The sequence below is a fragment of the Diaphorobacter limosus genome, from assembly GCF_033100095.1.
GTDB classification, from domain to species: Bacteria; Pseudomonadota; Gammaproteobacteria; order Burkholderiales; family Burkholderiaceae_C; genus Alicycliphilus; species Alicycliphilus limosus.
In genome coordinates this window covers 900,376-925,177 of the sequence record NZ_CP136921.1, presented here as the reverse complement: position 1 = coordinate 925,177, position 24,802 = coordinate 900,376, and the positions used below count along the sequence as shown (strand labels likewise).

The 24,802-nt window shown below is 66.4% G+C and carries 21 protein-coding genes, 2 tRNA genes and 1 pseudogene; 16 read left to right on the top strand and 8 right to left on the bottom strand.

Annotation, left to right across the window (positions count from 1 at the left end):
• Window positions 1-17: 17 nt before the first annotated feature.
• The 8 genes and pseudogenes from P4826_RS04490 to P4826_RS04455 form a co-directional block, all read right to left on the bottom strand.
• Window positions 18-929, bottom strand: a pseudogene (locus P4826_RS04490) (bifunctional enoyl-CoA hydratase/phosphate acetyltransferase); the annotation flags it as partial.
• 44 nt (window positions 930-973) lie between these two features.
• Window positions 974-3,232: a DUF3141 domain-containing protein gene (locus P4826_RS04485; protein WP_486599134.1), complete on the bottom strand. Its 2,259-nt coding sequence runs from the start codon at window positions 3,230-3,232 to the stop codon at window positions 974-976.
• Window positions 3,233-3,493: 261 nt separating this feature from the next.
• On the bottom strand, window positions 3,494-5,269 hold the full coding sequence (locus P4826_RS04480) for an alpha/beta fold hydrolase (protein ID WP_425605219.1): 1,776 nt from the start codon (window positions 5,267-5,269) through the stop codon (window positions 3,494-3,496).
• A 64-nt stretch (window positions 5,270-5,333) separates the two neighbouring features.
• A complete protein-coding gene (gene adhP, locus P4826_RS04475; RefSeq protein WP_317702712.1) occupies window positions 5,334-6,362 on the bottom strand; it encodes an alcohol dehydrogenase AdhP in 1,029 nt (342 codons plus the stop codon).
• 57 nt (window positions 6,363-6,419) lie between these two features.
• Window positions 6,420-7,565 (bottom strand): ABC transporter permease, encoded by a 1,146-nt coding sequence (locus tag P4826_RS04470; RefSeq protein WP_317702711.1) that lies wholly within the window; start codon window positions 7,563-7,565, stop codon window positions 6,420-6,422.
• Between the two features lies 1 nt (window position 7,566).
• Window positions 7,567-10,317 carry a ribosome-associated ATPase/putative transporter RbbA gene (gene rbbA, locus P4826_RS04465; RefSeq protein WP_317702710.1) on the bottom strand — a complete coding sequence of 917 codons (2,751 nt, stop codon included), beginning with the start codon at window positions 10,315-10,317 and terminating at the stop codon, window positions 7,567-7,569.
• Between the two features lie 4 nt (window positions 10,318-10,321).
• Complete coding sequence (locus tag P4826_RS04460; protein ID WP_317702709.1) at window positions 10,322-11,410, bottom strand: HlyD family secretion protein; 1,089 nt, start codon at window positions 11,408-11,410, stop codon at window positions 10,322-10,324.
• A 4-nt stretch (window positions 11,411-11,414) separates the two neighbouring features.
• Window positions 11,415-12,920 carry an efflux transporter outer membrane subunit gene (locus tag P4826_RS04455; protein ID WP_317702708.1) on the bottom strand — a complete coding sequence of 502 codons (1,506 nt, stop codon included), beginning with the start codon at window positions 12,918-12,920 and terminating at the stop codon, window positions 11,415-11,417.
• 92 nt (window positions 12,921-13,012) lie between these two features.
• Here P4826_RS04455 and P4826_RS04450 point away from each other — a divergent pair, with 92 nt between their 5' ends.
• The 16 genes from P4826_RS04450 (at window position 13,013) to P4826_RS04375 (ending at window position 24,769) form a co-directional block, all read left to right on the top strand.
• Window positions 13,013-13,633, top strand: coding sequence for a TetR/AcrR family transcriptional regulator (locus P4826_RS04450; RefSeq protein WP_317702707.1), 621 nt, complete (start codon window positions 13,013-13,015; stop codon window positions 13,631-13,633).
• A gap of 79 nt (window positions 13,634-13,712) precedes the next feature.
• Window positions 13,713-15,800 carry an excinuclease ABC subunit UvrB gene (gene uvrB, locus P4826_RS04445; protein ID WP_317702706.1) on the top strand — a complete coding sequence of 696 codons (2,088 nt, stop codon included), beginning with the start codon at window positions 13,713-13,715 and terminating at the stop codon, window positions 15,798-15,800.
• Window positions 15,801-16,041: 241 nt separating this feature from the next.
• On the top strand, window positions 16,042-16,578 hold the full coding sequence (gene iscR, locus P4826_RS04440) for a Fe-S cluster assembly transcriptional regulator IscR (RefSeq protein WP_317702705.1): 537 nt from the start codon (window positions 16,042-16,044) through the stop codon (window positions 16,576-16,578).
• A 108-nt stretch (window positions 16,579-16,686) separates the two neighbouring features.
• Window positions 16,687-17,907: an IscS subfamily cysteine desulfurase gene (locus tag P4826_RS04435; protein WP_317702704.1), complete on the top strand. Its 1,221-nt coding sequence runs from the start codon at window positions 16,687-16,689 to the stop codon at window positions 17,905-17,907.
• 37 nt (window positions 17,908-17,944) lie between these two features.
• A complete protein-coding gene (gene iscU, locus P4826_RS04430) occupies window positions 17,945-18,346 on the top strand; it encodes a Fe-S cluster assembly scaffold IscU (RefSeq protein WP_317702703.1) in 402 nt (133 codons plus the stop codon).
• Between the two features lie 7 nt (window positions 18,347-18,353).
• Window positions 18,354-18,677 (top strand): iron-sulfur cluster assembly protein IscA, encoded by a 324-nt coding sequence (gene iscA / locus P4826_RS04425; RefSeq protein WP_317702702.1) that lies wholly within the window; start codon window positions 18,354-18,356, stop codon window positions 18,675-18,677.
• 66 nt (window positions 18,678-18,743) lie between these two features.
• Window positions 18,744-19,262, top strand: a complete 519-nt coding sequence (gene hscB / locus P4826_RS04420) for a Fe-S protein assembly co-chaperone HscB (protein ID WP_317702701.1) — start codon at window positions 18,744-18,746, stop codon at window positions 19,260-19,262.
• A 68-nt stretch (window positions 19,263-19,330) separates the two neighbouring features.
• Window positions 19,331-21,199 (top strand): Fe-S protein assembly chaperone HscA, encoded by a 1,869-nt coding sequence (gene hscA, locus P4826_RS04415; protein ID WP_317702700.1) that lies wholly within the window; start codon window positions 19,331-19,333, stop codon window positions 21,197-21,199.
• Between the two features lie 15 nt (window positions 21,200-21,214).
• Window positions 21,215-21,553 (top strand): ISC system 2Fe-2S type ferredoxin, encoded by a 339-nt coding sequence (gene fdx / locus P4826_RS04410; RefSeq protein ID WP_317702699.1) that lies wholly within the window; start codon window positions 21,215-21,217, stop codon window positions 21,551-21,553.
• Window positions 21,553-22,281, top strand: a complete 729-nt coding sequence (dnaQ, locus tag P4826_RS04405; protein ID WP_317702698.1) for a DNA polymerase III subunit epsilon — start codon at window positions 21,553-21,555, stop codon at window positions 22,279-22,281. The genes fdx and dnaQ overlap by 1 nt, the downstream gene beginning before the upstream one ends.
• Before the next feature lie 27 nt (window positions 22,282-22,308).
• Window positions 22,309-22,383: transfer RNA gene (locus P4826_RS04400), tRNA-Val, on the top strand.
• Between the two features lie 35 nt (window positions 22,384-22,418).
• Window positions 22,419-22,493, top strand: a tRNA-Val gene (locus tag P4826_RS04395).
• A gap of 83 nt (window positions 22,494-22,576) precedes the next feature.
• A complete protein-coding gene (locus tag P4826_RS04390) occupies window positions 22,577-23,677 on the top strand; it encodes an NAD(P)/FAD-dependent oxidoreductase (RefSeq protein WP_317702697.1) in 1,101 nt (366 codons plus the stop codon).
• Window positions 23,678-23,749: 72 nt separating this feature from the next.
• Window positions 23,750-24,058, top strand: a complete 309-nt coding sequence (locus tag P4826_RS04385) for a glycine zipper domain-containing protein (RefSeq protein ID WP_317702696.1) — start codon at window positions 23,750-23,752, stop codon at window positions 24,056-24,058.
• A 7-nt stretch (window positions 24,059-24,065) separates the two neighbouring features.
• Window positions 24,066-24,470, top strand: coding sequence for a phage holin family protein (locus P4826_RS04380; protein ID WP_317702695.1), 405 nt, complete (start codon window positions 24,066-24,068; stop codon window positions 24,468-24,470).
• Window positions 24,470-24,769 carry a hypothetical protein gene (locus tag P4826_RS04375; protein ID WP_317702694.1) on the top strand — a complete coding sequence of 100 codons (300 nt, stop codon included), beginning with the start codon at window positions 24,470-24,472 and terminating at the stop codon, window positions 24,767-24,769. The genes P4826_RS04380 and P4826_RS04375 overlap by 1 nt, the downstream gene beginning before the upstream one ends.
• Window positions 24,770-24,802 lie beyond the last annotated feature (33 nt).

Genomic DNA, 24,802 nt, shown 5'->3' with positions numbered 1-24,802 from the left:
TTCCCTATTCAATGCAATCACGGTGGCGTGACGCGGTAGCGCTGCGCCAGCATCAGGGCGATGGCGCAGGAGGCCAGCCGCGTCTGGCGCGAGTCGGCCCGGCTGGTCAGCACCACCGGCACGCGCGCGCCCATGACGATGCCGGCGCTGTCGGCGCCGCCCAGGTATTCCAGCTGTTTGGCCAGCATGTTGCCGCTCTCCAGGTCGGGCACCACCAGCACGTCGGCGCGGCCTGCCACTTCGGACTGGATGCCCTTGACGCGCGCCGCCTCGGGCGAGACGGCGTTGTCGAAGGCCAGCGGGCCGTCCAGCAGGCCACCGGTGATCTGGCCGCGATCGGCCATCTTGCACAGCGCGGCTGCGTCCAGCGTAGCGGGCATGCGCGCGTTGACGGTCTCCACTGCGGCCAGTATGGCCACGCGGGGCTGGGCCACGCCGATGACATGCGCCAGGTCGATGGCGTTGCGCACGATGTCGGCCTTGTCGTCCAGCGTGGGGGCGATGTTGATGGCGGCGTCGGTGATGATGAAGGGGCGCGGGTAGCTGGCCGTCTCCATGATGAAGCAATGCGTCAGGCGCCGCTCGGTGCGCAGGCCCACGTTGGGCGCGAGGATGGCGCCCAGGTATTCGTCGCTGTGCAGGCTGCCCTTCATCAGCGCCTGCACCTCGCCCTTGCCGGCCATGCAGGCGGCGGCGGCAGCAGCGGCGTGGCTGTGCGGCGCGTCCACGATCTCACAGCCGGCAAGCGATATGCCGGCCTCTGCCGCCACGGCCTGCAGGCGCGCCTTTGGCCCGACCAGCACCGGGATGATGATGCCGGCGTCGCGCGCGTCCATGGCGCCGCCCAGGCTGAGCGCGTCGCAGGGGTGGACGACGGCCATGCGCACCGGCTCCAGGTTGCGCACATGGGCGATGAGGCGGTCGATGCCGCGCAGTTGCTGGCCGTTGGCGGGCGCAGGGTTGGTGGAGGTGATCATGTGCTCTGCCTGCCTTTTCTCTTGCTGGCCGCACGCTTCGGGGGCTGCACGGCCGGTGGGGTCTCGGGTGCGGGCAGCGCTGGCTGGCCGGCCTGCGCTGCCTGCTCGAACAACTGCCGCATGGTATGCCAGCGCGCGGCCTCTTCGCCCTCCAGCGCATTGCCCGCCTGTAGCAGGGCGCCCAGGTGCAGTGCGGCGGCCTGTATGCGCTCGGCGGGCGCGCGCGCCAGCAGCGTGGGCAGGGCTGCGATGGCCTCGGGGCCGGCAATGTGCATCAGCAATGCCTGGCGGCGCACCAGGTCGCGCGCGCCCTCGATGTCAAGGCGGCTCGCCAGCTCGGTCTGGCGCAACAGCAACGCGCGACGGTACTGGCGCTCGTCCGCTTCGCGCCGTGGTTGCAGCACGAATATCAACGCCCGTACCGTCGCTTCGGGCAGGCCGCCCTGCTCGATCGACACGCGCAACCCGCCCAGCCGTTGCGCCATCCACGCGCGGTGCTCGGGGGTGTCGCCAGGATGCGGCCGCAACGCCGCGGCCGGATCGGCCTGGCCCGCCAGCGCCTGCACCAGCGGATGGCTGTAGATCGCCTCGAAAGCCCTCTCCTCGGCCTCGTCGCGCGATTGGCTGAACACCTGCAGCAAGTGCGTGATCGCGTCCGAGCAGGCCTCTTGCCAACTCCACCACGGGTTGTCGGCGCCCACCGGCTTGCGATCGGCGCGCACGGATTCGGCCTGCTGTTCGACCACAGGCGCGAGCAGGTTGCGGTCGGACCACATCTCGTAGCCGATGCGCAGCGGATGCCAGGCGCGCAGCGCGTCGGCCAGCTGCGGGGTGACCGCGCCCCGAACCCAGGGCTGAAGGTAGCGACGGTACAGCGCCAAATTGACCTGCGAGACATGCGCTGCAGCGGCAAAGCGCCGGTCGCTTGCGGCCACCTGCACGGGATCGGGGGACACGATGGCGCGCACATCGTCCAGCGTGCGCTGGTGCACGGTCATCAGGTAGTCACCGGGCACGATCTCGGCGTGCGCCATGTCCGGCTCCTTGTCCTGCACGCTGAGCTCGAACAGACCGGCGGGCAGCATGTCGATCAGGTCGATGTTGCTGGTGAACTTGGCGTGCTCTTTGCGGCCGACCGCGCCCGAAACGAAGATGCCGAGGTGGCCGATGCTCTGGTGCGTCGCATAGACGATGGTCTGATCATGGCCCAGCAGCTCGTCGTCGCTGCGATAGAGGTCGGTGATCCAGCCTAGCGCCTGCGGTGGCGGAGTGATGTTGTCGCCGTAGGAGCAAAACACCACGATCGGCGAGGTGATGTTGCGCAGGTCGATGCGCACGCCGTCGCTGGTAACCAGCTCGGCCGAGCTCAGCTTGTTGCCGATGAACAGGTCGTCGACGATGGTCTGCATCTCCACGTCGTTGAGGCAGACGTGGCCGCCCCAGTATTTCTCGAAGGCAAGAAAGCGTGGTCCTTCGGTGTCGACGTTCGCATAGACATGGTGCTTCTTCTCCCACAGGGTGTTGGCCGGGTTGAGGTTCTCGAAGTTCTGCACCAGCCAGGCGCCGTCGAACTTGCCGGCGCCGATGTCGCTGGCCAGCGCGGTCAGCCAGCTGCCGCCGGTCAGCCCGCCGCCGTAGCGCATCGGATTCTTGCCGCGCCAGCCGGCCCAGTATGACAAGGGCGTGCCGGCCAGGATGATGGGGCCGAACAGCTCGGGCCAGACGGCCGCGGTCATCATGATCTGCCAGCCGGCCTGGCAATTGCCGATCACCGCAGGCTTGCCGTGCGCGTCGGGGTGCAGCTCGATCACCTTGCGCAGAAAAGCGGCTTCGGCGCGCATCACGTCCTCGACCGTCTGCCCCGGGATCGGGTTGGGTGTGAAGCCGACGTAGTAGCAGGGGTGTCCGGCAGCCAGCGCGGCACCGATTTCGCTGTCGGGCTTGAAGCCGCCGATGCCCGGGCCATGGCCGGCACGCGGATCGACGACGACAAACGGGCGCCTGGTCTCGTCGCTGGCCACGCCCGGCTGCGGCTGTATGCGAACCAGCCCGTAATTGACCGGGCGCGGCAGCGTGTCGCCGCGCATCACCAGCTCGGCCGCGAAGTTCAGCACGTTGGGCGCGGTTTCCTGCATGTGCGCGCGGTACTGGTTGCCGCGCGCTCGCATGATGTCGGCGTAAAGCACCGCGCGCTGCATGGCGTCGATGCCGTAGTCCAGGGTGTCGCGGGTGAAGGTCGATGGGTTGAACAGCAAGACGCAAATCCTTTCTTCAATACATGGGTGGGTCGCCGTTCATGGCGACGTTGCTTGCGGCCATGAAGCCGACCACGCTGCTGACATCCTGCCGGCATGAGGATGCGACAGGATGACGGCGCCAACTCTCCAAATTCGGATGAAAATCAGCTATAGCCCTTATCCATCAAGCGCAGCATGCTATAAAAAAAGCATACGCAAGCCCAAAGGAGGGCGAGCGGCCATCCGAAACGCGTTGCCACTCAGGCTCTCAGGCATGGCTTACTTCTGCATCACATAGGTGCCTGGGGCGGCGCCCAGCGTTTTTCCGCTGCCGCTCTTGCCGCCCATGGGCGGGGGCGCCACCTGGGCGCTGGCGTTGTGCGCCAGCCAGGCACTCCAGGCCGGCCACCACGAGCCCTCATGCACTGGCGTCTCGGCCTGCCACTGGTCGGGGTTGCGGTAGCGGGCACCTGCCTTGCGCGTGGCAATCTGGTAGCTGCGCCTGGGCCGCCCCGGCTCGCTGACGATGCCCGCGTTGTGGCCGCCGCTGGTGAGCACGAAGCTGATGTCGGAGTCATTGAGCAGGTGAATCTTGTAGACCGAGCGCCATGGCGCCACATGGTCGCGCAGCGTGCCGACGACGAACAGCGGCACGCGGATGTCGGCCACCGTCACCGGCTGGCCATCGACCTGCCAGCGGCCTTCGGCCAGGTCGTTGTTCATGTAGAGGTGGCGCAGGTATTCGCTGTGCATGCGATACGGCATGCGTGTGGTGTCGGCGTTCCAGGCCATCAGATCTACCAGCGAGCCGCGCTCGCCCAGCAGGTATTCACGCACACGCCGCGACCAGATCAGGTCGCGCGAGTTGAGCATCTGGAACGAGGCGGCCATTTGCCAGCCTTCCAGGTAGCCCTTGCGCCACATGCCAGCCTCCAGCCAGGCGAGCTGGCTGTCGTCGACAAACAGCTTGACCTCACCCGATTCGCGGTAGTCGATCTCGGATGCCAGCAGCGTCAGGCTGGCCAGGCGCTCGTCGCCGTCGCGCGCCATGGCCGCCGCCGCGGTGGCCAGCAGGGTGCCGCCCAGGCAGTAGCCCACGGCCTGCACCCGGTGTTTTGGAACGATGGTGCCCACGGCGTCCAGCGCCGCCATCACACCCAGCTGCCGGTAGTCGTCCAGGCCCAGGTCGCGGTCGTCCGCGTCGGGGTTTTTCCAGGAGATGATGAAGACGGTGTGGCCCTGAGCGACCAGGTAGCCGACCATGGAGTTGTGCGGCGACAGGTCGAGGATGTAGTACTTCATCACCCACGAGGGCACGATCAGCACTGGCTCGGCCCCCACCTTGCGCGTGGTTGGCGCGTACTGGATGAGTTCGATCAGGCGGTTGCGCAGCACCACCTTGCCGGGCGTGACCGCCACGTCCTTGCCGACTTCGAACCCCTCGGCGCCAGCCGGCCCCTTGCCGGTGAGCTGGCGCTGCGCGTCGTCCAGGAAATTCATCGCGCCCCGCCATAGATTGAGGCCGCCGCTGCTGGCGGTGGCGCGCAGCACTTCGGGGTTGGTGGCAATGGCGTTGGCGGGCGACATCATGTCCAGCCATTGGCGCGCGGCAAATTCGACCATTTTCTCGTGGTGCTCGGACACGCCGCGCACGTCGGTGGTGGCCTCTTTCCACCATTGCTGCTGCAGCAAAAAGCCCTGCTGGATCAGGTTGAACGGCCACTGCTGCCAGGCGGGATCGGCAAAGCGCCGGTCATGCTCCAGCGGCTCGACGCAGGCGGGGCAACTGGCCTGCAGGCCGGACTGCTGCGCGTAGCGCGCAAACTGCCATTGCTTGCGCCAGGCGTCCAGCCACAGGCTGCGCTGCTTGCCAGGCGACAGCGCCAGGTGCATGGACCAGTCGAACCAGGCCAGGGCACCTGCGGTGGGCGCAGCCCCGGCCGTCAGCCGCGCCCGCGCGGCGTAGGCCAGGTTGTCGATCATGTCCAGAAAGTCCCCCGGCGCCTGGGCTCGCGGCTCTGGCGCCTGGGGTTGCGAAGTGACAAGGTCGTTCATGTGTCGATTTCCTTGGGTATGGGGCCCTGCGAAAGCGGGGCAGGGCCCGCACGGATGCAGCGTCTCAGGCGTTCATGTCGAGCACGATGCGGCCCTCGATCTGGCCGGCATGCATGCGCGCGAAGATGTCGTTGATGTTCTCCAGCCGGTCGCTGGCAACGGTGGCGGCCACCTTGGCCTGCTCGGCAAACGCCAGCGACTCCTGCAGATCCAGTCGGCTGCCAACAATGGAGCCGCGCACGGTGATGCCGTTCAGCACCATGCCGAAGATGTCCAGCGGAAAGTCGCCTGGCGGCAGTCCGACCAGCGACATGGTGCCGCCGCGGCGCAGCATGCCGGTGGCCTGTGCGAAGGCCTTGGGCGATACCGCAGTCACCAGCGCACCATGGGCGCCGCCGATTTCCTTCTTCAGAAACGCCGCCGGATCGGTGTTCAAGGCGTTCACGGTCACCGTGGCGCCCAGGCGCTCGGCAAGCCTGAGCTTGGTGTCGTCCACATCCACCGCCGCCACGTTCAGGCCCATGGCCCGGGCGTATTGCACCGCCATATGGCCCAGGCCGCCGATGCCCGAGATCACCACCCAGTCGCCCGGCTTGGTGTCGGTCACCTTGAGCCCCTTGTAGACCGTGACGCCCGCGCACAGCACCGGCGCTATCTCGACAAAGCCAACGTTGGCCGGCAGGTGGCCCACGTAGTCGGCGTTGCCCAGCGCGTATTCGGCAAAGCCGCCGTTGACCGAGTAGCCGGTGTTCTGCTGGCTCTCGCACAGCGTCTCCCAGCCGCCCAGGCAGTGCGTGCAATGGCCGCAGGCCGAGTACAGCCATGGAATGCCGACGCGGTCGCCCTCCTTGACATGCTTGACACCGGCGCCCACCGCGGCGACGAAGCCCACGCCCTCGTGGCCGGGAATGAAGGGCGGGTTGGGCTTGACCGGCCAGTCGCCCTCGGCGGCGTGCAGGTCGGTGTGGCAGACGCCGCAGGCCTCGATCTTGACCAGCACGTCACCCGCACCTGGGCGCGGCACTGGCACTTCTTCGATGGCCAGCGGCTGGTCGAAGGCGCGTACGACGGCGGCTTTCATGGTCTTGTTCATCACGAAACTCCTTTTCGGGGGGTGGGTGGAAACTCAACAGGTGTTGCGGCGGGCGTATCAGGCCATTTGCGCGATGGTCTTGCGAAAGCGCGCCAGCGACAGCGCAAACAGCACGGCGCCGATCAGCGCCATCCACAGAAAGGGCTGCCACACGACGTCGATGCCAGCGCCGCGGTAGAGGATGGCCTGGCCGATCTCGACGAAATGCGTGGTCGGCGCCGCCAGCATGATGGTCTGCACCATCTCGGGCATGCTTTCGCGCGGCGTGGTTCCGCCCGAAAGCATCTGCAGCGGCATGATGGTGAGCACCAGCAACATGCCGAACTGGGCCATGTTGCGCGCCAGCGTCGCCAGAAAAATGCCCATCGACGTGGTGGCAAACAGGCACAGCGCCGCCCCGGTGAAGAACAGCGGCAGCGACCCCTGCACCGGCACCTGCAGCATGGCGCGCACCACCAGGTTGAGCGACAGGGCGGCGGCGGCCAGCACCACCAGCCCCATGGCCCAGATCTTGGACAACATGATCTCGGTGGGCGTCACCGGCATGACCAGCAGGTGCTCGATGGTGCCGTGCTCGCGCTCGCGCAGCAGCGCCGCTCCGGTCAGGATGATGGACAGCAGGGTGATCTGGTTGATGATCTGGTTCAGGCTGCCGAACCAGCTTTTCTCCAGCGCCGGGTTGAAGCGCGCGCGCACGGCCAGCTCCACCGGCGCGGCCGTGCCGACGCGCTGGCGCTGGACGAACTCGCCCACCTCGGCCAGCACGATCTGCTGCACATTGCCGCTGCCAGTGAAGGCCTGGCTCATGCGCGTGGCGTCGACGTTGAGCTGCAGCTGCGGTGCGCGCCCAGCCAGCACGTCGCGCTGCAAGCCCTGGGGCAGGTGCAGGGAGAAGGTGTACAGGCCGGCGTCCATGCCCCGGTCGGCCTCGGTCATGGAGACGAGCCGCGGCGCAATGAACTGCGGCGGGTAGAACGCGCTCACGATGCGCTGCGATAGTGCCGAGTCGTCCTCATCGATGATCGCGATGGGTACGTTGTGCAACGTCTCTGGCATGGCCGTGGCGGCGGTGTAGACCGAGCCGGTGAACACCCAGACGATGAGCACCAGCATCATTGGATCGCGCCACAGGCTCCACAGCTCCTTGACGCCCAGGCGATAGATGTTGACGAGGTGGCGGATGCTGGAGCGCGCGCGGTTCATCTCAACGCTCCTGCTTCTTGAGCAGCACGATGGCGGTGCCAATGATCACCGGCACCGACAGCAGCATGGGCCAGAAGGCGCCCGACAGGTCGGCAAAGTCCAGCGCCTTGCTGAACACTCCGCGGCTGATGGTGATCATGTGGGTGGCCGGGTAGACCTGGCCGATCAGCTTGCCGCTGCCTTCGAGCGAGGACACCGGATCGATCAGCCCGGAGAACTGGGTGGCCGGAATGATGGTGCCTATCATGGCCAGAAACATCGCCGCGATCTGGCTCTTGGTCACCGTGGAGGCCAGCAGGCCCATGCCGGTGGAGACAAAGCCAAACACCAGCGCGGCCAGCGTCAAGGTCACAAAGCTGCCCTTGACCGGCACACCGAACACGGTCACCGCCAGCAAGGCCATCAGCAGGAAGTTGACCATCGCCAGGCCGACGTAGGGTAGCTGCTTGCCGAGCAGAAACTCACTGCGGGTGACCGGTGTGACGTAGAGGTTGGTGATCGAGCCGGTTTCCTTCTCGCGCACCACGGCCAGCGCCGTCAGCATGGCTGGCAGCATCAGGAGCAGCATCGGAATCACTGCCGGCACCATGGCCGGCAGGCTTTTCACATCCGGGTTGTAGCGAAAGCGCGTCTCCACCTGGGCGGTGCCGGCCGTGCGCACGCCCATGGCCGCGGCCTGCGTGGCCAGCCAGCTCTGGTGCATGCCCTGCACATAGCCCCGCACGGTTTCGGCGCGCGTGGGCATGGCGCCATCGACCCAGGCGCCGATCTGCACGCCATGGCCGCGCAGCGCGTCGCGCATGAAGCCCTGGGGTATCTCGATGGCCAGCGACAGCTCGCCGCTTTGCATGCGCCGGTCGAGTTCGTCGTAGTCTGTGAGCGCGGGTCGCTCGACGAAGTAGCGCGATCCCGACAACTGCAGCGCATAGTCGCGGCTGAGCGTGGTGTTGTCGCGGTCGAGCACGGCGTAGCGCAGATCCTGCACGTCCATGCTGATGCCAAAGCCGATCACGAACATCAGCAAGATCGAGCCACCCAGCGCCAGCGTCAGGCGAATCGGGTCGCGCCGCAGCTCCAGCGCCTCGCGCCACAGGTAGCTGAGCAGACGCTGCAAGCTGAATGGGGTGCTGCGTGCGGGCGCCGTGGCAACTTCTTGGGTGCTTGCTGCCGGGGCCGAAACCGGCGGCGCATCCTGCGCCTCCTGCGCGCCGCCCTCGGCTTCGACCAGGTAGCCGATGAAGGCTTCTTCCAGCGTCTTCGCACCGCGCTTTTGCACCAGCTTGGCCGGCGCGTCGCTGTCGAGCACCTTGCCCGCGTGCATCATCGACATGCGGTCGCAGCGCTCGGCCTCGTTCATGAAGTGCGTCGAGATGAAGATCGTCACCTGGTCGCGCCGCGACAGCTCGATCAACAGCCGCCAGAACGCATCGCGCGCCACCGGGTCCACGCCCGAGGTGGGCTCGTCGAGGATCAAGAGCTCGGGCTGGTGCACCATGGCCACGGCCAGCGACAGGCGCTGGCGCATGCCCAGCGGCAGGCTAGCGGGCAGGCTGTCCATGGCGCCGGTGAGGTCAAAACGCTCGGCCATTTCCTGCACGCGCTGCGCGATATGGGCCTCGGGCACGTTGAACAGCTGCGCGTGCAGCACGAGGTTTTGCCGTACCGTGAGCTCGCCATAGAGCGAAAACGCCTGTGACATATAGCCCACGCGGCGGCGGGTGTCGATGTCCCTGGGGTCGACCTCATGGCCGAACAGCCAAGCCTGGCCTTCGCTGGCTGGCAGCAGGCCGGTGAGCATCTTCATGGTGGTGGACTTGCCGCAGCCGTTGGAGCCGAGAAAGCCAAAAATCTCGCCGCGGCGGATGCGAAACGACACCTGATCGACGGCGACGAAATCGCCAAAGCGCATGGTGAGATTCTTGGCCTCGATCGCGATGTCGCCGGCATCGGCCTCCAGAGGAGGAATCGTCACCGGCGCATGGCCGTGCTTCTTCTCCGGTGGCAACAGTGCGATGAAGGCCGCCTCCAGCGAGTCGGTCGCCGTGCGTGCGAACAACTCCTGCGGCGTACCGGTGGCCAGCACGCGGCCGTCGTCCATGGCCATCAGCCAGTCAAAGCGCTCGGCTTCGTCCATGTAGGCGGTGGCGACCAGCACGCTCATTTGCGGGCGCTGGCTGCGAATGCGATCGATCAGATCCCAGAACTGCGACCGTGCCAGCGGATCGACGCCGGTGGTTGGTTCGTCGAGGATCAACAGATCGGGGTCGTGGATCAGCGCGCAGCACAGCCCGAGCTTTTGCTTCATGCCGCCCGAGAGCTTGCCCGCCGGGCGGTCGAGAAACCGGTGCAGGCCGGTGGAGCGGGTGAGGTCATCGATGCGCCGGCGCCGCTCGGGCGCATCGTGGCCAAACAGTCGCGCGAAGAACTGCAGGTTCTCTTCGACCGACAAGGTGGGGTAGAGGTTTTTGCCCAGGCCCTGCGGCATGTAGGCGATGCGCGGGCAGACCCGGTTGCGGTGGCTGCGTTCGCGCATGTCGCCGCCGAGCACCCACACCGTGCCGTCCTGAATCTTGCGCGCGCCGGCGATCAGCGACAGCAGGCTCGACTTGCCCACGCCATCGGGCCCGATCAGGCCGACCATGCAGCCCGCTGGCAGGGCCTGGTCGATCCCGGCGAGAGCGCACCGCTTGCCGTAGTGCAGGCCAACGCCGCTGAGCCGGATGACCGGTTCGAGCTGTGCTGAGGTCACCATGAAATCAGCTCCCACCCACGGCCGTTGTACGCGGATCCAGCGCCAGTGAAGCCGGCCACTGGGCGTTGGAGTCCAGCTTGAGCCAGGCAACGCCCGGCACTCCGGTCTTGACCTGCTCGATGTAGCGCTGCAGCAGCTGCGGCGCGATCTGCGCGCGCACGCGGAACATCAACTTCTGGCGCTCGCTGGCCGTCTCCACCGTCTTGGGCGTGAACTGCGCCTGGCTGGCGACGAATGACACCTGGGCCGGGATCACCGTGCCAGGCATGGCGTCGAGCACGATCCGCACCTCGCTGCCCAGCGCGATGCGCCCGGCCACGGTTTCGGGCACGAAGAAGGTCATATAAACGTCGGATAGATCGAGCAGATTGAGCACGCGCCCGCCCGCGCCCAGCACCTCGCCCGGTTGCGCCACGCGCACCTGCACGCGGCCGTCGCGCGGGGCCGTCAACACGGCATCTTTCATGTCGGCGTCAATGCGCTCGATGCTGGCCTGCGCGGCGTCGACCTGCGCCTTGGCGCCGGTGACCTGGGTGCGGGCCGCTTCGGTGGCGGCGCGTGCGGCATCGACCTGGGCCTTGGCCGCCGTCACCGCCGCCTGCGCGCCGCGCACGCGGGTGCGGTCGTCGTCCAGCTCCTGCTGCGACGAGGCGCCGTCGCGCGACAGGTCGGTGGAGCGTGCCAGGCGTCGCTGGGCGGCATCCAGCTCGCTCTCGCGCAGCAGTACCTGGGCCTGCATGGCGCGCAGGTCGCTCTCGCGCAGCGCCACTTGGGCATGCGCCGTGGCCACGCCATGCTGGGCCTGTGCATGGCGCGCCACGGCCTCGCTGCGCTGGGCCTGCAGCGAGGCTATGTCCATGCGTGCCAGCACGTCACCGGCCTTGACGAAGGCGCCTTCGGCCGCCAGCACCTCGGCCAGGCGGCCCGGCAGCTTGGTGGCCACGTCGATCTCGGTGGCCTCGATGCGGCCGTTGCCGTGCACGAAGCCTTCGCCCGGGCCCTGGTCGCGCGTGGCATTCCAGGCCATGTAAGCGCCGCCAGCGAGCAGCGCGATGGCGGCAGGGACAAGCCATTTTTTCAATGTTGCGTTCATGGTGTCATTCCTCGGATTTCTGGAGCGGCAAGGGAAGCGGGGCGAGTGTGCGCGAGCCGCCGCCCAGCGCCGCGTACAGGCGCAGCCGCGCAGTCAGCAAGGCATGCTCGGCCTGTACCACCTGCTGCTGCGTGGCGAGCAGGTCGCGTTCGGCATCCAGCACCTCGAAGTAGCGCGCCGCGCCGGCCTCGTAGCGCCGGCCGGCCAGGCGCGCACGCTCGGTCAGCGTGTCCTCGGTGGCGCGCAGGGTCTGCAATTGCTCTTGCAAGGACTGGCCTGCGGCAAGCGCATCGGCCACGTCGCGGAACGCGGATTCGATGGCCTGCTGGTATTCGTTCAGCGCCTGTTCGCGCTGCACCTGGGCGAGCTCCAGGTTGGCCTGGCGGCGCCCGCCATCGAAGATGGGCAGCGACACGCTGGGCGCGAACGTCCAGGCGCGGCTGCCGGAGGCAAACAGGCCATCGAGATCAGCACTGGCCGTGCCTGCCATGGTGGTGAGGGCGATGCGCGGGAAGAACATAGCGCGCGCTGCGCCAACGCGGGCGTTGGCGGCCTGCAGCTGACGCTCGGCAGCGACGATGTCGGGGCGGTTTTCCAGCAACTGAGAGGGCAGGCCGGGTGCCAGTGGCGGCAGCGGTGCCAGGGCGGACAGCGGCTGCGTCGCCGGCGCCAGGCTCAGGCTCGGATCACCCACCAGCAGGCCCAGCGCATGCAGCTGCGTGCTGCGCTGCAGCTGCAACTGCGTCACCAGGGCGCTGGCCTGTTGCCACAGCAGCTCCACCTGCACGAAGTCCAGTTTGGATGACGACCCCACCTCGACTCGGCGCGCGAAGCGTCGGCGCGCCTCGGTGCGCGTGGCCAGCGCCTGATCGGCCAGCTGAATGCGGTGGTCGAGCTCGCGCACCGAGAGCCAGCCGTCCGCCACCTGGGCGACAAGCATCAGGGTCGTGGCGCGTTGGCCGTCGGCGCTTGCCAGGTAGGTTTGCAGTGCGGCTTCGTTCATGTTGCGCACGCGACCCCACAGGTCTATCTCCCAGCTGGTCAAGCCCACGCCCAGCTGGTGTTGGCTGGAAACGATGGGCCGGCCCGTGAAGTTCAGGTCGCCTGGCACGCGTGTGCGCTGCGAATCCAGGCCCAGGCCCACTGCCGGCACGCGGTCGGCGCGCGAAATGCCGTAGGCGGCACGCGCCTGCTCCACGCGCAGCATGGCGGCGCGCAGGTCACGGTTGTTGGCCAGGGCCTTGGTGATCAGCGCTTGCAGTTCGGGTTCGGTGAAGTAGTCGCGCCAGGCCAGCTCGCCGACCTGGCTCGCGTCGGCCGGGCTTGCGCTTGAGAACTGGGCTGGAATCTGCGCTGCAGGAGTCTGGTATCCGGGGGCCAGCGTGGTGCAGCCGGCCAGGGCCCACAGTGTGCCGGCAACCAGGGCACCGGCCGGCAGGCGCTGCGCCCAGGCGCCGCGACCGGCAGCAGCCGGGCGCCGGCGGGCAATGGAAAACGGGAAGTCGTTCATAGGCTTTGATCTTTATAACAACCGACCAGTCGGTAATTAATATACCATCGACACCGCTGCAGCACCAGCCCTGAAAGATCACAATGCCCCACATGAGCGATAGCGAAATCAACCTGCCCAAACGCAGGCTGCGCCTGGCCCCCGAGGCGCGCGTGCCCCAGATACTGGATGCGGCGCTGCAGGAGTTTTCCCGCCGCGGCTTCAGCGCCGCGCGCATAGACGACATAGCGCAACGCTGCGGGCTGTCCAAGGGCGGGCTTTACGCGCATTTCGATAGCAAGGACGCGATCTTCAAGGCGCTGCTCGATCGCACCCTGCACCGCACGGATTGGGCGCGGATGCCGCAGCTGGCGGCCGGCGCGGGCACGCGCGCCGTCGCCGAGTGGATCGTTGACCACCTGCGGGCCGCGCTGCTGGCGCCGGACGTGATCACGCTGCTGCGGCTATTGATTCCGGAGCGCGAGCGCGTGCCGCTGCGCGTGGATGAATGGAAAAACCTGACCCAGCTGAACACGCAGCACGTGACGGCGGTGATCAGCGAGAACCTGAAGGCCAGCGGCAGGAAGGACAGCGTGCTGGCGCGCCACCCCTGGCTGGCGCTGTCGCCCATGGTGCATGTGCTGCTGTGGCATGCGGTGTTTGGCGAGGGCAGCGATCCCGATCCAGATTTTCACCAGGCGCATGTGGACATGCTGTGCGAGCTGTTGGCGTGATGCCGATGCGGCATGGGGGTGGAAGTCCTGCACGGCGCCCCCAGCTGCAGTAGGCTTACCTGTTCACCCTTCTATCGCCATGCATGAAGTCACCGCAGAGCCCGCCGCCGTGGACGGGCAGTTCGTCCAGTTTCCCGGCTCGCCGTTCCAGCTGTTCCAGCCCTATCCGCCCGCCGGCGACCAGCCCGAGGCGATTGCCAGGCTGGTGGAGGGCGTGCAGGACGGCGAGGTGTTCCAGACCCTGCTGGGCGTGACCGGCTCGGGCAAGACCTTCACCATGGCCAATGTGATCGCCCAGATGGGCCGGCCGGCCATCGTGTTCGCGCCTAACAAGACGCTGGCGGCGCAGCTGTACTCGGAGTTTCGCGAGTTCTTTCCGAAAAACGCGGTGGAGTATTTCGTCAGCTATTACGACTACTACCAGCCCGAGGCCTATGTGCCGCAGCGCGACCTGTTCATAGAGAAGGACAGCGCCATCAACGAGCATATCGAGCAGATGCGTCTGTCGTGCACCAAGAGCCTGCTGGAGCGGCGTGATGTGGTCATCGTCGCCACGGTGTCGGCCATCTATGGCATTGGCAACCCCGAGAGCTACCACCGCATGATCATGACGCTGCGCGCGGGTGACAGGTTGAGCCAGCGCGATGCCATAGGCCAGCTGATACGCATGCAGTACCAGCGCAATGAACAGGACTTTTCGCGTGGCAAGTTTCGTGTGCGCGGAGACACCATCGACGTTTTTCCGGCCGAGCATTCGGAGTTGGCCGTGCGCATCGAGCTGTTTGACGACGAGGTGGAGAGTCTGCAGCTTTTCGATCCGCTCACCGGGCGCGTGCAGCAGAAGATTCCGCGCTTCACGGTCTACCCCAGCAGCCACTACGTGACGCCGCGCGACGTGGTGCTGGGCGCGGTGGAGACCATCAAGGAGGAGCTGCGCGAGCGCCTGGAATTTTTTGCCAAGGAGGGCAAGCTGGTCGAGGCCCAGCGGCTAGAGCAGCGCACGCGCTTTGACCTGGAGATGCTCAGCGAGGTGGGGCATTGCAAGGGCATCGAGAATTATTCGCGCCATCTGTCGGGCGCGCAGCCGGGCGAGCCGCCGAGCACGCTCACCGACTACCTGCCGCCGGATGCGCTGATGTTCCTCGACGAGAGCCACCAGATGATCGGCCAGCTCAACGCCATGTACAACGGCGACCGCTCGCGCAAGACCACGCTGGTCGAATATGGCTTTCGCCTGCCCTCGGCGCTGGACAACCGGCCGCTCAAATTCGAGGAATTCGAAGGCCGCATGCGCCAGGTGATTTTTGTCTCGGCCACGCCGGCTGACTACGAGAAGCAGCATTCCGGCCAGGTGGTGGATCAGGTGGTGCGGCCCACGGGGCTGGTCGATCCCGAGGTGGAGGTACGCCCGGCCACCCATCAGGTGGATGACGTATTGCAGGAGATTCGCCTGTGCGTGCAGCAGCGCCAGCGCGTGCTCATCACCACCCTGACCAAGCGCATGGCCGAGCAGCTGACCGACTATCTGTCCGACAACGGTGTCAAGGTGCGCTACCTGCATTCTGACGTGGACACGGTGGAGCGCGTGGAGATCATTCGCGACCTGCGCCTGGGGGCGTTCGACGTGCTGGTGGGCATCAACCTGCTGCGCGAAGGCCTGGATATCCCCGAGGTGTCGCTGGTGGCGATTCTGGATGCCGACAAGGAAGGCTTTTTGCGCGCCGAGCGCAGCCTGATCCAGACCATAGGCCGGGCGGCGCGCAATTTGCACGGAAGGGCCATCCTGTATGCAGACCGCGTGACCGACTCCATGAAGAAGGCCATTGGCGAGACCGAGCGTCGGCGTGCGCGGCAACTGGCCTACAACCAGGCGCATGGCATCACGCCGCGTGGCATCGTCAAGCAGGTGCGCGACCTGATCGACGGCGTTTACAGCGACAAGGCCGGTCAGGAGGCGCTGCGCCTGGAACAGGAGGCTCAGCGCCACGCCGAGCTCGACGAGATGTCCGAAAAGGACATTGCGCGCGAGATCAAGCGGCTGGAAAAACGCATGTTGGAGCATGCGCGCAACCTGGAGTTCGAGCAGGCGGCGCGCGTGCGCGACGAGCTGGCGCATCTGAAGGACAGGGTGTTCGGCGCCCATGGCGGCGACCAGGTGCCGGCGTAGTGACCTGGCGGGTGATTACGCGACTTTCCAGTCTATTTACCCGACAGAATTACTTGGGTTTGTGGTATACTCCCACAAACTACTCAACTAATCAGCCCATTACGCACGGGGGCCTCGGGGTGGCGGTTTCGGCCGCATGCCTCTGGAGGAGGGCGCGGAGGGTGCCCAGGCGTGGCCTCATGGCGCGCCTTGTGCGTTTCTCTAAAACGAACACGCCTAGACCCTAGGCAAGGAGCTTGGAATGCGACTCACCACGAAAGGCCGTTTTGCGGTCACCGCCATGATTGATTTGGCCCTGCGCCAGAACAACGGCCCCGTCACGCTGGCTGCCATCAGCCAGCGTCAGCAGATCTCGCTGTCGTACCTGGAGCAGCTGTTTGGCAAGCTGCGCCGCCACGAGCTGGTGGAGTCCACGCGCGGTCCCGGTGGCGGATATACGCTGGCGCGCAAGGCTGGCGACATCACCGTGGCCGACATCATCGTCTCGGTGGACGAGCCGATTGATGCCACCCAGTGCGGCGGCAAGGAAAACTGCCTGGGCGAGGCCGGCCGCTGCATGACGCACGACCTGTGGGCCACGCTGAACCAGCGCATGGTCGAGTTTCTGGATTCGGTCACGCTGCAAAAGCTGGTGGACGACCAACTCGCCAAGGGCATCCAGATCGAGGACAGGCCCGTTACGCGCCGCGCGATTTCCACCACGCCGGTGGTCAAGCCGATCCGCGTGAATGCGCCCAACTCGGTGTTTGCCCTGGGCAACGCATTCGCCAAGTCTTGAGAGCCTGAGCCGGCCGTTGGCAGGCCCAGGCCTGCGCCGGGCCGTGACCCGTATTACCTTGTTTGACTTCTGACTCGCGCCAGCCAGAGCCCTGTACTTGAGCCAGCCATGGATATGACACCGCATTTCCCCATTTACCTAGACTACGGCGCCACCACGCCCGTCGATCCTCGCGTCGTGGACGCCATGGTTCCCTGGCTGCGTGAACATTTTGGCAACGCCGCTTCGCGCAGCCACGCCTGGGGCTGGGAGGCCGAGGAGGCCATCGAGAAGGCGCGCGGCCAGGTGGCCGACCTGATAGGCGCTGACCCGCGCGAGATCGTCTGGACCAGCGGCGCCACCGAGTCCATCAACCTGGCCTTGAAGGGTGCCGCCCAGTTCTACAAGACCAAGGGCAAGCACCTGATCACCCTGAAGACCGAGCACAAGGCCGTGCTCGACACCATGCGTGAGCTCGAGCGCCAGGGCTTCGAGGTGACTTACCTGGATGTCAAGGAAGACGGCCTGCTGGATCTGGATGCCCTCAGGGCCGCGATCCGTCCTGACACCATCCTGATCAGCGTGCTGTTCGTGAACAACGAGATCGGCGTGATCCAGGACATTCCCGCCATCGGCGCCCTGTGCCGCGAAAGGGGCATCCTGCTGCATGTGGATGCGGCCCAGGCCACCGGCCGGGTCGAGATCGACATGGCCAGCCTGCCCGTCGACCTGATGAGCATGACGGCGCACAAGACCTACGGCCCCAAGGGCGTGGGTGCGCTGTATGTGCGCCGCAAGCCCCGCGTGCGCCTGGAAGCGCAGATCCACGGCGGCGGCCATGAGCGCGGCATGCGTTCGGGCACCCTGCCCACGCACCAGATCGTGGGCATGGGTGAGGCCTTTCGCATCATCAAACAAGAGATGCACGAGGTGAACGCCAAGGCGCGCGTGCTGCAGCAGCGCCTGCTCGACGGCCTGAAGGACATCGAACAGGTATTCATCAACGGCAGCCTGGAGCAGCGCGTGCCGCAGAACCTGAACATGAGCTTCAACTACGTCGAGGGTGAGTCGCTGATCATGGGCATCAAGGGCCTGGCGGTGTCCAGCGGCTCGGCCTGCACCTCGGCCAGCCTGGAGCCCAGCTACGTGCTGCGCGCCCTGGGCCGCAGCGACGAACTGGCGCACAGCAGCCTGCGCATGACCATAGGCCGCTTCACCACCGAGGAAGAAATCGACTACGCGATCAGCACCATTCGCCACAACGTGGCCAAGCTGCGCGAGCTGAGCCCTCTGTGGGAGATGTACCAGGATGGCGTGGACTTGAGCACCATCCAATGGGCGGCGCATTGAGCGCGCCAGAGCAGATTTGAATCAGGAGAAATACACCATGGCTTACTCGGACAAAGTGATTGACCATTACGAGAACCCGCGCAACGTGGGCTCGTTCGACAAGGGCGACGACAGCGTGGGCACCGGCATGGTGGGCGCGCCCGCCTGCGGCGACGTGATGAAGCTGCAGATCAAGGTGAACGCCGAGACCGGCGTGATCGAGGACGCGCGTTTCAAGACCTATGGCTGCGGCTCAGCCATTGCCTCCTCGTCGCTGGTCACCGAATGGGTCAAGGGCAAGACGCTGGACGAGGCTGCGCAGCTCAAGAACAGCCAGATCGCCGAGGAGCTGGCGCTGCCACCCGTGAAGATCCACTGCTCCATCCTGGCCGAAGACGCAATCAAGGCCGCCGTCAAAGACTACAAGGCCAAGCACGACGCCGTCGTGGAGGCCGCCTGATACCGCCATGGCCATTACGCTGACCGAAGCCGCCGCCCGGCATGTGATCCGCTACCTGGCCCGCAGGGGCAAGGGGTTTGGCGTGCGCCTGGGCGTCAAGACCACGGGTTGCTCGGGCCTGGCCTACAAGCTCGAATACGTGGATGAGCAGGCACCCGAGGACATCGTGTTTGAACAACATGGCGTGAAGGTGCTGATCGACCCCAAGAGCTTGGCGTATATCGACGGCACCGAGCTGGATTTTGTGCGCGAGGGCCTCAACGAGGGGTTCAAGTTCGTCAACCCCAACGAGCGTGACCGCTGCGGCTGTGGGGAGAGTTTCCGCGTCTGACCATGTCGTGACCGCGTTGACGACCGCAACCGCCATCGCCCGCCGCGCTGGCGGTTTTTTATTGCCATGAATCTTCAATCCGACGATTTCGAACTCTTTGGCCTGCAGCCACGTTTTGCGCAGGATCGCGCCATGCTGGATGCCCGCTGGAAGGACCTGCAGCGCGAGGCCCACCCCGACCGCTTTGCCGCGCAAGGGCCGGCCGCGCAGCGCGTGGCCATGCAGTGGTCGGTGCGCATCAACGAGGCCTACCAGCGCCTGAGGGATCCGCTCAAGCGTGCCGCCTACCTGTGCGAGCTGCATGGCGCGCCGATTCGCGCCGAGGACAACACGGCCATGCCGGCGGCCTTTCTGATGCAGCAGATGCAGTGGCGCGAGGCGCTGGACGAGGCCACCGGCGTGGCCGACCTCGACGCGCTGGAGGACGAGACCCAGGCCGCGCGCGGCGCCGCCCTGGCGCGCTGCGGGCAACTCATCGACGTCCGCCAGGATTACGCGGGCGCCGCGCGCGAGGTCAGATCCCTCATGTTCATTGCGCGATTTGCACGGGACATCGATTTGCGCCGTGAGCAACTGGGACAATAGGGCATCTCCCGATTGATCTTCCAGAGGTTCACCTTGTGGCCTGCTGGGACTCTTCATGACAAACATCCATGGCGCTTTTGCAGATTTCCGAACCCGGCCAGTCGCCTGACCCACACCAGCGCCGGATTGCCGTAGGCATAGACCTGGGCACCACGCATTCGCTGGTAGCCGCGGTAAAGAGCGGCGTGGCCGAATGCCTGCCAGACGCCCAGGGCCGGGTGCTGCTGCCCTCGGTCGTGCGTTATCTCCAGGACGGCGGACGCCATGTTGGCCATGAGGCCGCCGCGGCGCAGACGCAGGACCCGGTCAACACCGTGGCCTCGGCCAAGCGCTTCATGGGCCGGGGCCTGGCCGACATCGCCGGGCGCGAGAAGCTGCCCTACGACTTTGTCGCTGCACAGGCCGCCGGCGGCATGCTGAGCCTGTCCACCGTGGCCGGCGTGAAGTCGCCCGTGGAGGTCAGCGCCGAGATCCTGGCCACGCTGCGCTACCGTGCGGAAGACAGCTTCGACAGCGACATCTACGGCGCCGTGATCACCGTTCCGGCCTATTTTGACGACGCCCAGCGCCAGGCCACCAAGGATGCGGCGCGCCTGGCCGGCCTGAACCTGCTGCGCCTGATCAACGAACCCACGGCCGCGGCCATTGCCTACGGCCTGGACAACGCCGCCGAGGGTGTCTACGCCGTGTACGACCTGGGCGGTGGCACCTTCGATATTTCCATACTGCGCCTGACCCAGGGCGTGTTCGAGGTCATCGCCACGGGCGGTGACTCGGCTCTGGGCGGTGACGACTACGACGCGGCTCTTGCCGACTGGGTGCTGCAGCAGCTGGGCCTGCAGGCGCATACGCCCGCCGACAAGGCTGCCGTGCGCCTGGCGGCACGCGCCTGCAAGCAAGGGTTGACGACTACTGAAACTGTAGCGTTCAGCGCTTATTTGGCGGGCGTTGAGGCCAAATTTGATGTTAAAAGCTCCGATTTTGCGGCCGTCACGGCAGCGCTCACCCAGCGCTCGCTGGCCGCCGTGCGCCGCGCGCTGCGCGACGCGCAGATCACACGCGACGAAGTGCGGGGCGTGGTGCTGGTGGGTGGCTCCACGCGCATGCCGCAGGTGCGCGAGGCGGTGGCCGACTTTTTTGGCCGCGAGCCCCTGACCAATCTGAATCCCGACGAGGTCGTGGCCCTGGGCGCGGCCATACAGGCCAACCAGCTGGCCGGCAACAGCACCAGCGGCGACCTTCTGTTGCTCGACGTGATCCCGCTGTCCCTGGGGCTGGAGACCATGGGCGGCCTGGTCGAGCGCATCGTGGCGCGCAACGAAACCATTCCCACCGCCAAGGCCCAGGACTTCACTACCTACAAGGACGGGCAGACGGCCTTGGCCATCCATGTGGTGCAGGGCGAACGCGACCTGGTGCAGGACTGCCGCAGCCTGGCGCGCTTTGAGCTGCGCGGCATACCGCCCATGGCGGCGGGCGCGGCGCGCATCCGCGTGACCTTTACCGTGGACGCCGACGGCCTGCTGAGCGTGAGCGCGCGCGAGCAGGGCAGCGGCGTGGAGGCCAGCATCGACGTCAAGCCATCCTATGGCTTGAGTGATGAAGAGATCGCCCGCATGCTGCAGGACGGCTTTGCCACGGCCGAGCAGGACATGCAGGCGCGCGCCCTGGTGGAGGCACGCGTCGACGCCGACCGCCTGCTGATCGCCACGCAAAGCGCGCTCGACGCCGATGGCGATGTGCTCGCCACCGATGAGCGCACGGCCATAGACGCCCTGATGCGGGCGCTGCGCGCAGTGCTCGACGCGGGGGAGGGCGCGGCCAGCGTCGAGGCCGCCACGGCCGCCCTGGCCAAGGGCACCGAGGCCTTCGCCGCTCAGCGCATGAACCGCGGCATCCGCCAAGCCCTTTCCGGCAAAAACGTCAGCGCGCTTTAACCCATTTCTTTTCCCATGCCCGTCATCAAAATTCTGCCCCACCACGAATACTGCCCCGAGGGCGCCGAGATCAGCGCGAGCGCCGGCACCTCCATCTGCGAGGCCTTGCTGGAGCATGACATCAAGATCGAGCACGCCTGCGACATGAGCTGCGCCTGCACCACCTGCCATGTCATCGTGCGTCAGGGATATGAAACACTCAACGAGGCCGAGGAAGAGGAAGAAGATCTGCTCGATCGTGCCTGGGGCCTGGAGCCGCAGTCGCGCCTGTCCTGCCAGGCCATCCTGGCGCAGCAGGACGTGACCATAGAAATCCCCAAATACACGATCAATCACGCCAGGGAGAACCATTGATGACCCGGCAGATCGTTCTGGACACCGAAACCACCGGCCTGTCCGCGCAGACGGGCGACCGCATCATCGAGCTCGGTTGCGTGGAGCTGGTGAACCGCAAGCTCACCGGCAACAACCTGCACCTGTACCTGAACCCCGAGCGCGACAGCCACGAGGACGCGCTCAAGGTGCACGGCATCAGCAACGAGTTTCTGCGCGACAAGCCCAAGTTTGCCGACTGCGTGCAGGACATCCTGCAGTACCTGCAGGGGGCCGAGCTGATCATCCACAACGCCGGCTTCGACGTCGGCTTTCTGGACAAGGAGCTGGAGCTCGTCGGTCTGCCGCCGCTGGCCACGCATGTGGACAGCATCACCGACACCCTGGCCATGGCCAAGGAGCTGTTCCCAGGCAAGCGCAACTCGCTCGATGCGCTGTGCGACCGCCTGGAGGTGGACAACTCGGGCCGCACGCTGCACGGCGCGCTGCTCGACGCCGAGCTGTTGGCCGACGTGTACATCAACATGACCCGGGGGCAGGACGCGCTCCTGATCATGGACGAAGCGCCTGCCGGCGACGACGGCATCAGGGTCGCCGCCATGGACCTGAGCCGCATCGCGCTGCCCGTGCTGCCCGCCAATGAACAGGAGCTGGCCGAGCACGAAGACCTGCTCACGCAGATCGACAAATCCAGCGGTGGGAAAACAATTTGGCGGACTTTTGCTGGTGGCGAAAAAGCTATGCCATAATCGCAGGCTGTCGCAACAACGACAAACGGGTGATTAGCTCAGCGGTAGAGCACTGCCTTCACACGGCAGGGGTCACATGTTCGATCCATGTATCACCCACCAATTTTCCAGCTTTTGGCCTGTCGGCCATAGGCCCGGGGCGATTAGCTCAGCGGTAGAGCACTGCCTTCACACGGCAGGGGTCACATGTTCGATCCATGTATCGCCCACCAACACAACCCCTTGCAAGGCTTGCCTGCAAGGGGTTTTTTGTTGCCTGATCGCACTGTCTAACATTGTTTGAACGGAGATAACCATGAGTGACTTGGTGGATTGCATCGTCGTGGGCGCCGGCGTGGTGGGTCTGGCAGTAGCACGGGCACTGGCCCTGGATGGGCGCGAGGTCTTGGTGCTGGAGGCGGCGAACGCCATCGGAACCGAAACCAGCTCGCGCAACAGCGAGGTGATACACGCCGGCATCTACTACCCCCAGGGCTCGCTCAAGGCGCGGCTGTGCGTGCAGGGTAAGACCATGCTGTACGACTATTGCGCCGAGCGCGGCGTGCCCTACCAGCGCAGCGGCAAGCTCATCGTGGCCACCGCGCCCGGGCAACTGGCGCAGCTCGACGGCATCCGGCAGCGCGCCGCAGCCAACGGGGTGGATGACCTGCGTTGGCTCACGCGCGAAGAGGCGCGTGCGCTGGAGCCCGCGCTGGAATGCGTGGCCGCGCTGCTGTCGCCCAGCACTGGCATCGTGGACAGCCATGCGCTGATGCTGGCGCTGCTCGGTGATCTGGAGAATGCCGGTGGTCTTTTGGCATTGAATTCGCCCCTGGCGCAGGCGCAGTGTGCGCAAAACGCTATACATATTGAAGCTAAAGACGGCACCCGTATCAGCGCCCGCACGGTGGTGAATGCGGCCGGCCTGCATGCGCCCGGTCTGGCGCGCTGCTTTGCGGGGCTCGATCCTGCCCTGGTGCCGCAGGCGGCCTACGCCAAGGGCAATTACTTCACGCTGTCGGGCCGCGCGCCGTTCAGCCATTTGATCTACCCCGTGCCCGAGGCTGCCGGCCTGGGCGTGCACTTGACGCTGGATCTGGGCGGCCAGGCCAAGTTCGGGCCCGACGTGCAATGGGTAGATGGCCCCGATGACCTGGTGGTGGACGCCAGCCGCGGCCAGGCCTTTTATGCCGAGGTGCGCAAATACTGGCCTGGCCTGCGGGATGGTGCGCTGGCAGCCGGCTATGCCGGCATACGCCCGAAGATCCACGGTCCGCAGGAGCCGGCGGCGGATTTTCTGATCCAGGGGCCGCGCCAGCATGGCGTGGCCGGACTGGTGAATCTGTTTGGCATCGAATCTCCGGGTTTGACCAGCGCCTTGGCGATTGGTGCGCATGTGGCCGACATGCTGCGCTAAGATGTCGCATCCGCCCTCGTGCCTGCCATGTATGGCGTCTTCCCGTTGTTTCCTGCTATGAAAGGCTTGTTCATGTCCTCCGTATCCGAAACCGTTTCCACATCCCAGGGTGAACTCGAAAAGCTGGTCGGCGACCTGCGCGGCCTGCTGGCCAGCCGCGATCTGGACGGCATTCCCGAGATCAAGCAACTGCGCCAGCGCCTGGACGACGGTATCCAGACCGTGCGCGATGCCACGGTGCGTGCGGCGCAGCAGGCGGCCGGCCAGGCCAGGGACGCCGCCCGTGCCGCCGACCGGTACGCCCATGACGAACCCTGGCGCGTGGCCAGCGCCGCGCTGGCCGTAGGGGCCTTGGTGGGTTTTTTGCTGGCGCGCCGCTGATCCGTCGATGGCGCGTGTCAACTGGGCTGCGTTGCTGAACCTGCAGGGCCTGGCCGGGCGCTGGCGCTCGGCCATGGGCGAGGGCGCAACCGCTGTCGAAGACCGCATGGAGCTGGCGCGGCTGGAGTGGGCGGACCACAAACGCCGTCTGGCTCTGCTGGCGTTGCTGCTGGTCGTCTTTGGCGTGCTGGCCGTGGTGGCCTTGTTGCTGCTGTCCGCGGCGGTGCTGGTGCAGTTCTGGGACACGTCGCAGCGCGCCCTGGCGGCCTGGTTGCTGGCGGGCCTGTGGTTAGTCGCCTGTGGCGCGGTGTTGGCCGTCTTGCTGTCGATGGCACGCAAGACGCGCAGCGCGTTTGCGCTCACGCGCCGCGAGCTGGCGCAGGACTGGCGCGTGATCAAGGAGCAGCTGTGATGCCCGGCACAACCCCCACACCGACCCCCGCGCAGCAACAGGTGCTCGACCGCATCCATGCGCAGCGCGAGCGCCTGGTCAAGCGCCGCCAGGCCATGCGCCAGGCGCGTGCGGCTGCGGCCACGCAGGGGCGGGTGGATCCCAATGATCCCCTGCTGACGCGCTTGCTGACGTTTGCACGGCTGCACCCTCTGGCGCTGGGCGCGGTTGCGGGCATTGCCGCATTGGCCGGGCCGAATCGCGTGCTGCGCTGGGTGGGCGTGGTGCTTCCGGCCATTGCGCGCATGCGGCGCGGCTGATTGCCGGCGTTTCAATCCAAGGGCTGCAGACGC

Bases quoted from the DNA above. Each gene is read 5' to 3' on its own strand.
- iscR (WP_317702705.1), top strand. From the start codon at position 16,042: ATGCGACTCACCACGAAAGGCCGTTTTGCGGTCACCGCCATGATTGAT.
- P4826_RS04460 (WP_317702709.1), bottom strand. From the start codon at position 11,410: ATGAACGCAACATTGAAAAAATGGCTTGTCCCTGCCGCCATCGCGCTG.
- uvrB (WP_317702706.1), top strand. From the start codon at position 13,713: ATGCATGAAGTCACCGCAGAGCCCGCCGCCGTGGACGGGCAGTTCGTC.
- dnaQ (WP_317702698.1), top strand. From the start codon at position 21,553: ATGACCCGGCAGATCGTTCTGGACACCGAAACCACCGGCCTGTCCGCG.
- P4826_RS04480 (WP_425605219.1), bottom strand. From the start codon at position 5,269: ATGAACGACCTTGTCACTTCGCAACCCCAGGCGCCAGAGCCGCGAGCC.
- P4826_RS04380 (WP_317702695.1), top strand. From the start codon at position 24,066: ATGGCGCGTGTCAACTGGGCTGCGTTGCTGAACCTGCAGGGCCTGGCC.
- P4826_RS04450 (WP_317702707.1), top strand. From the start codon at position 13,013: ATGAGCGATAGCGAAATCAACCTGCCCAAACGCAGGCTGCGCCTGGCC.
- rbbA (WP_317702710.1), bottom strand. From the start codon at position 10,317: ATGGTGACCTCAGCACAGCTCGAACCGGTCATCCGGCTCAGCGGCGTT.
- hscA (WP_317702700.1), top strand. From the start codon at position 19,331: ATGGCGCTTTTGCAGATTTCCGAACCCGGCCAGTCGCCTGACCCACAC.
- P4826_RS04385 (WP_317702696.1), top strand. From the start codon at position 23,750: ATGTCCTCCGTATCCGAAACCGTTTCCACATCCCAGGGTGAACTCGAA.
- iscA (WP_317702702.1), top strand. From the start codon at position 18,354: ATGGCCATTACGCTGACCGAAGCCGCCGCCCGGCATGTGATCCGCTAC.
- fdx (WP_317702699.1), top strand. From the start codon at position 21,215: ATGCCCGTCATCAAAATTCTGCCCCACCACGAATACTGCCCCGAGGGC.
- P4826_RS04470 (WP_317702711.1), bottom strand. From the start codon at position 7,565: ATGAACCGCGCGCGCTCCAGCATCCGCCACCTCGTCAACATCTATCGC.
- iscU (WP_317702703.1), top strand. From the start codon at position 17,945: ATGGCTTACTCGGACAAAGTGATTGACCATTACGAGAACCCGCGCAAC.
- P4826_RS04375 (WP_317702694.1), top strand. From the start codon at position 24,470: ATGCCCGGCACAACCCCCACACCGACCCCCGCGCAGCAACAGGTGCTC.
- adhP (WP_317702712.1), bottom strand. From the start codon at position 6,362: ATGAACAAGACCATGAAAGCCGCCGTCGTACGCGCCTTCGACCAGCCG.
- P4826_RS04435 (WP_317702704.1), top strand. From the start codon at position 16,687: ATGGATATGACACCGCATTTCCCCATTTACCTAGACTACGGCGCCACC.
- P4826_RS04390 (WP_317702697.1), top strand. From the start codon at position 22,577: ATGAGTGACTTGGTGGATTGCATCGTCGTGGGCGCCGGCGTGGTGGGT.
- P4826_RS04455 (WP_317702708.1), bottom strand. From the start codon at position 12,920: ATGAACGACTTCCCGTTTTCCATTGCCCGCCGGCGCCCGGCTGCTGCC.
- hscB (WP_317702701.1), top strand. From the start codon at position 18,744: ATGAATCTTCAATCCGACGATTTCGAACTCTTTGGCCTGCAGCCACGT.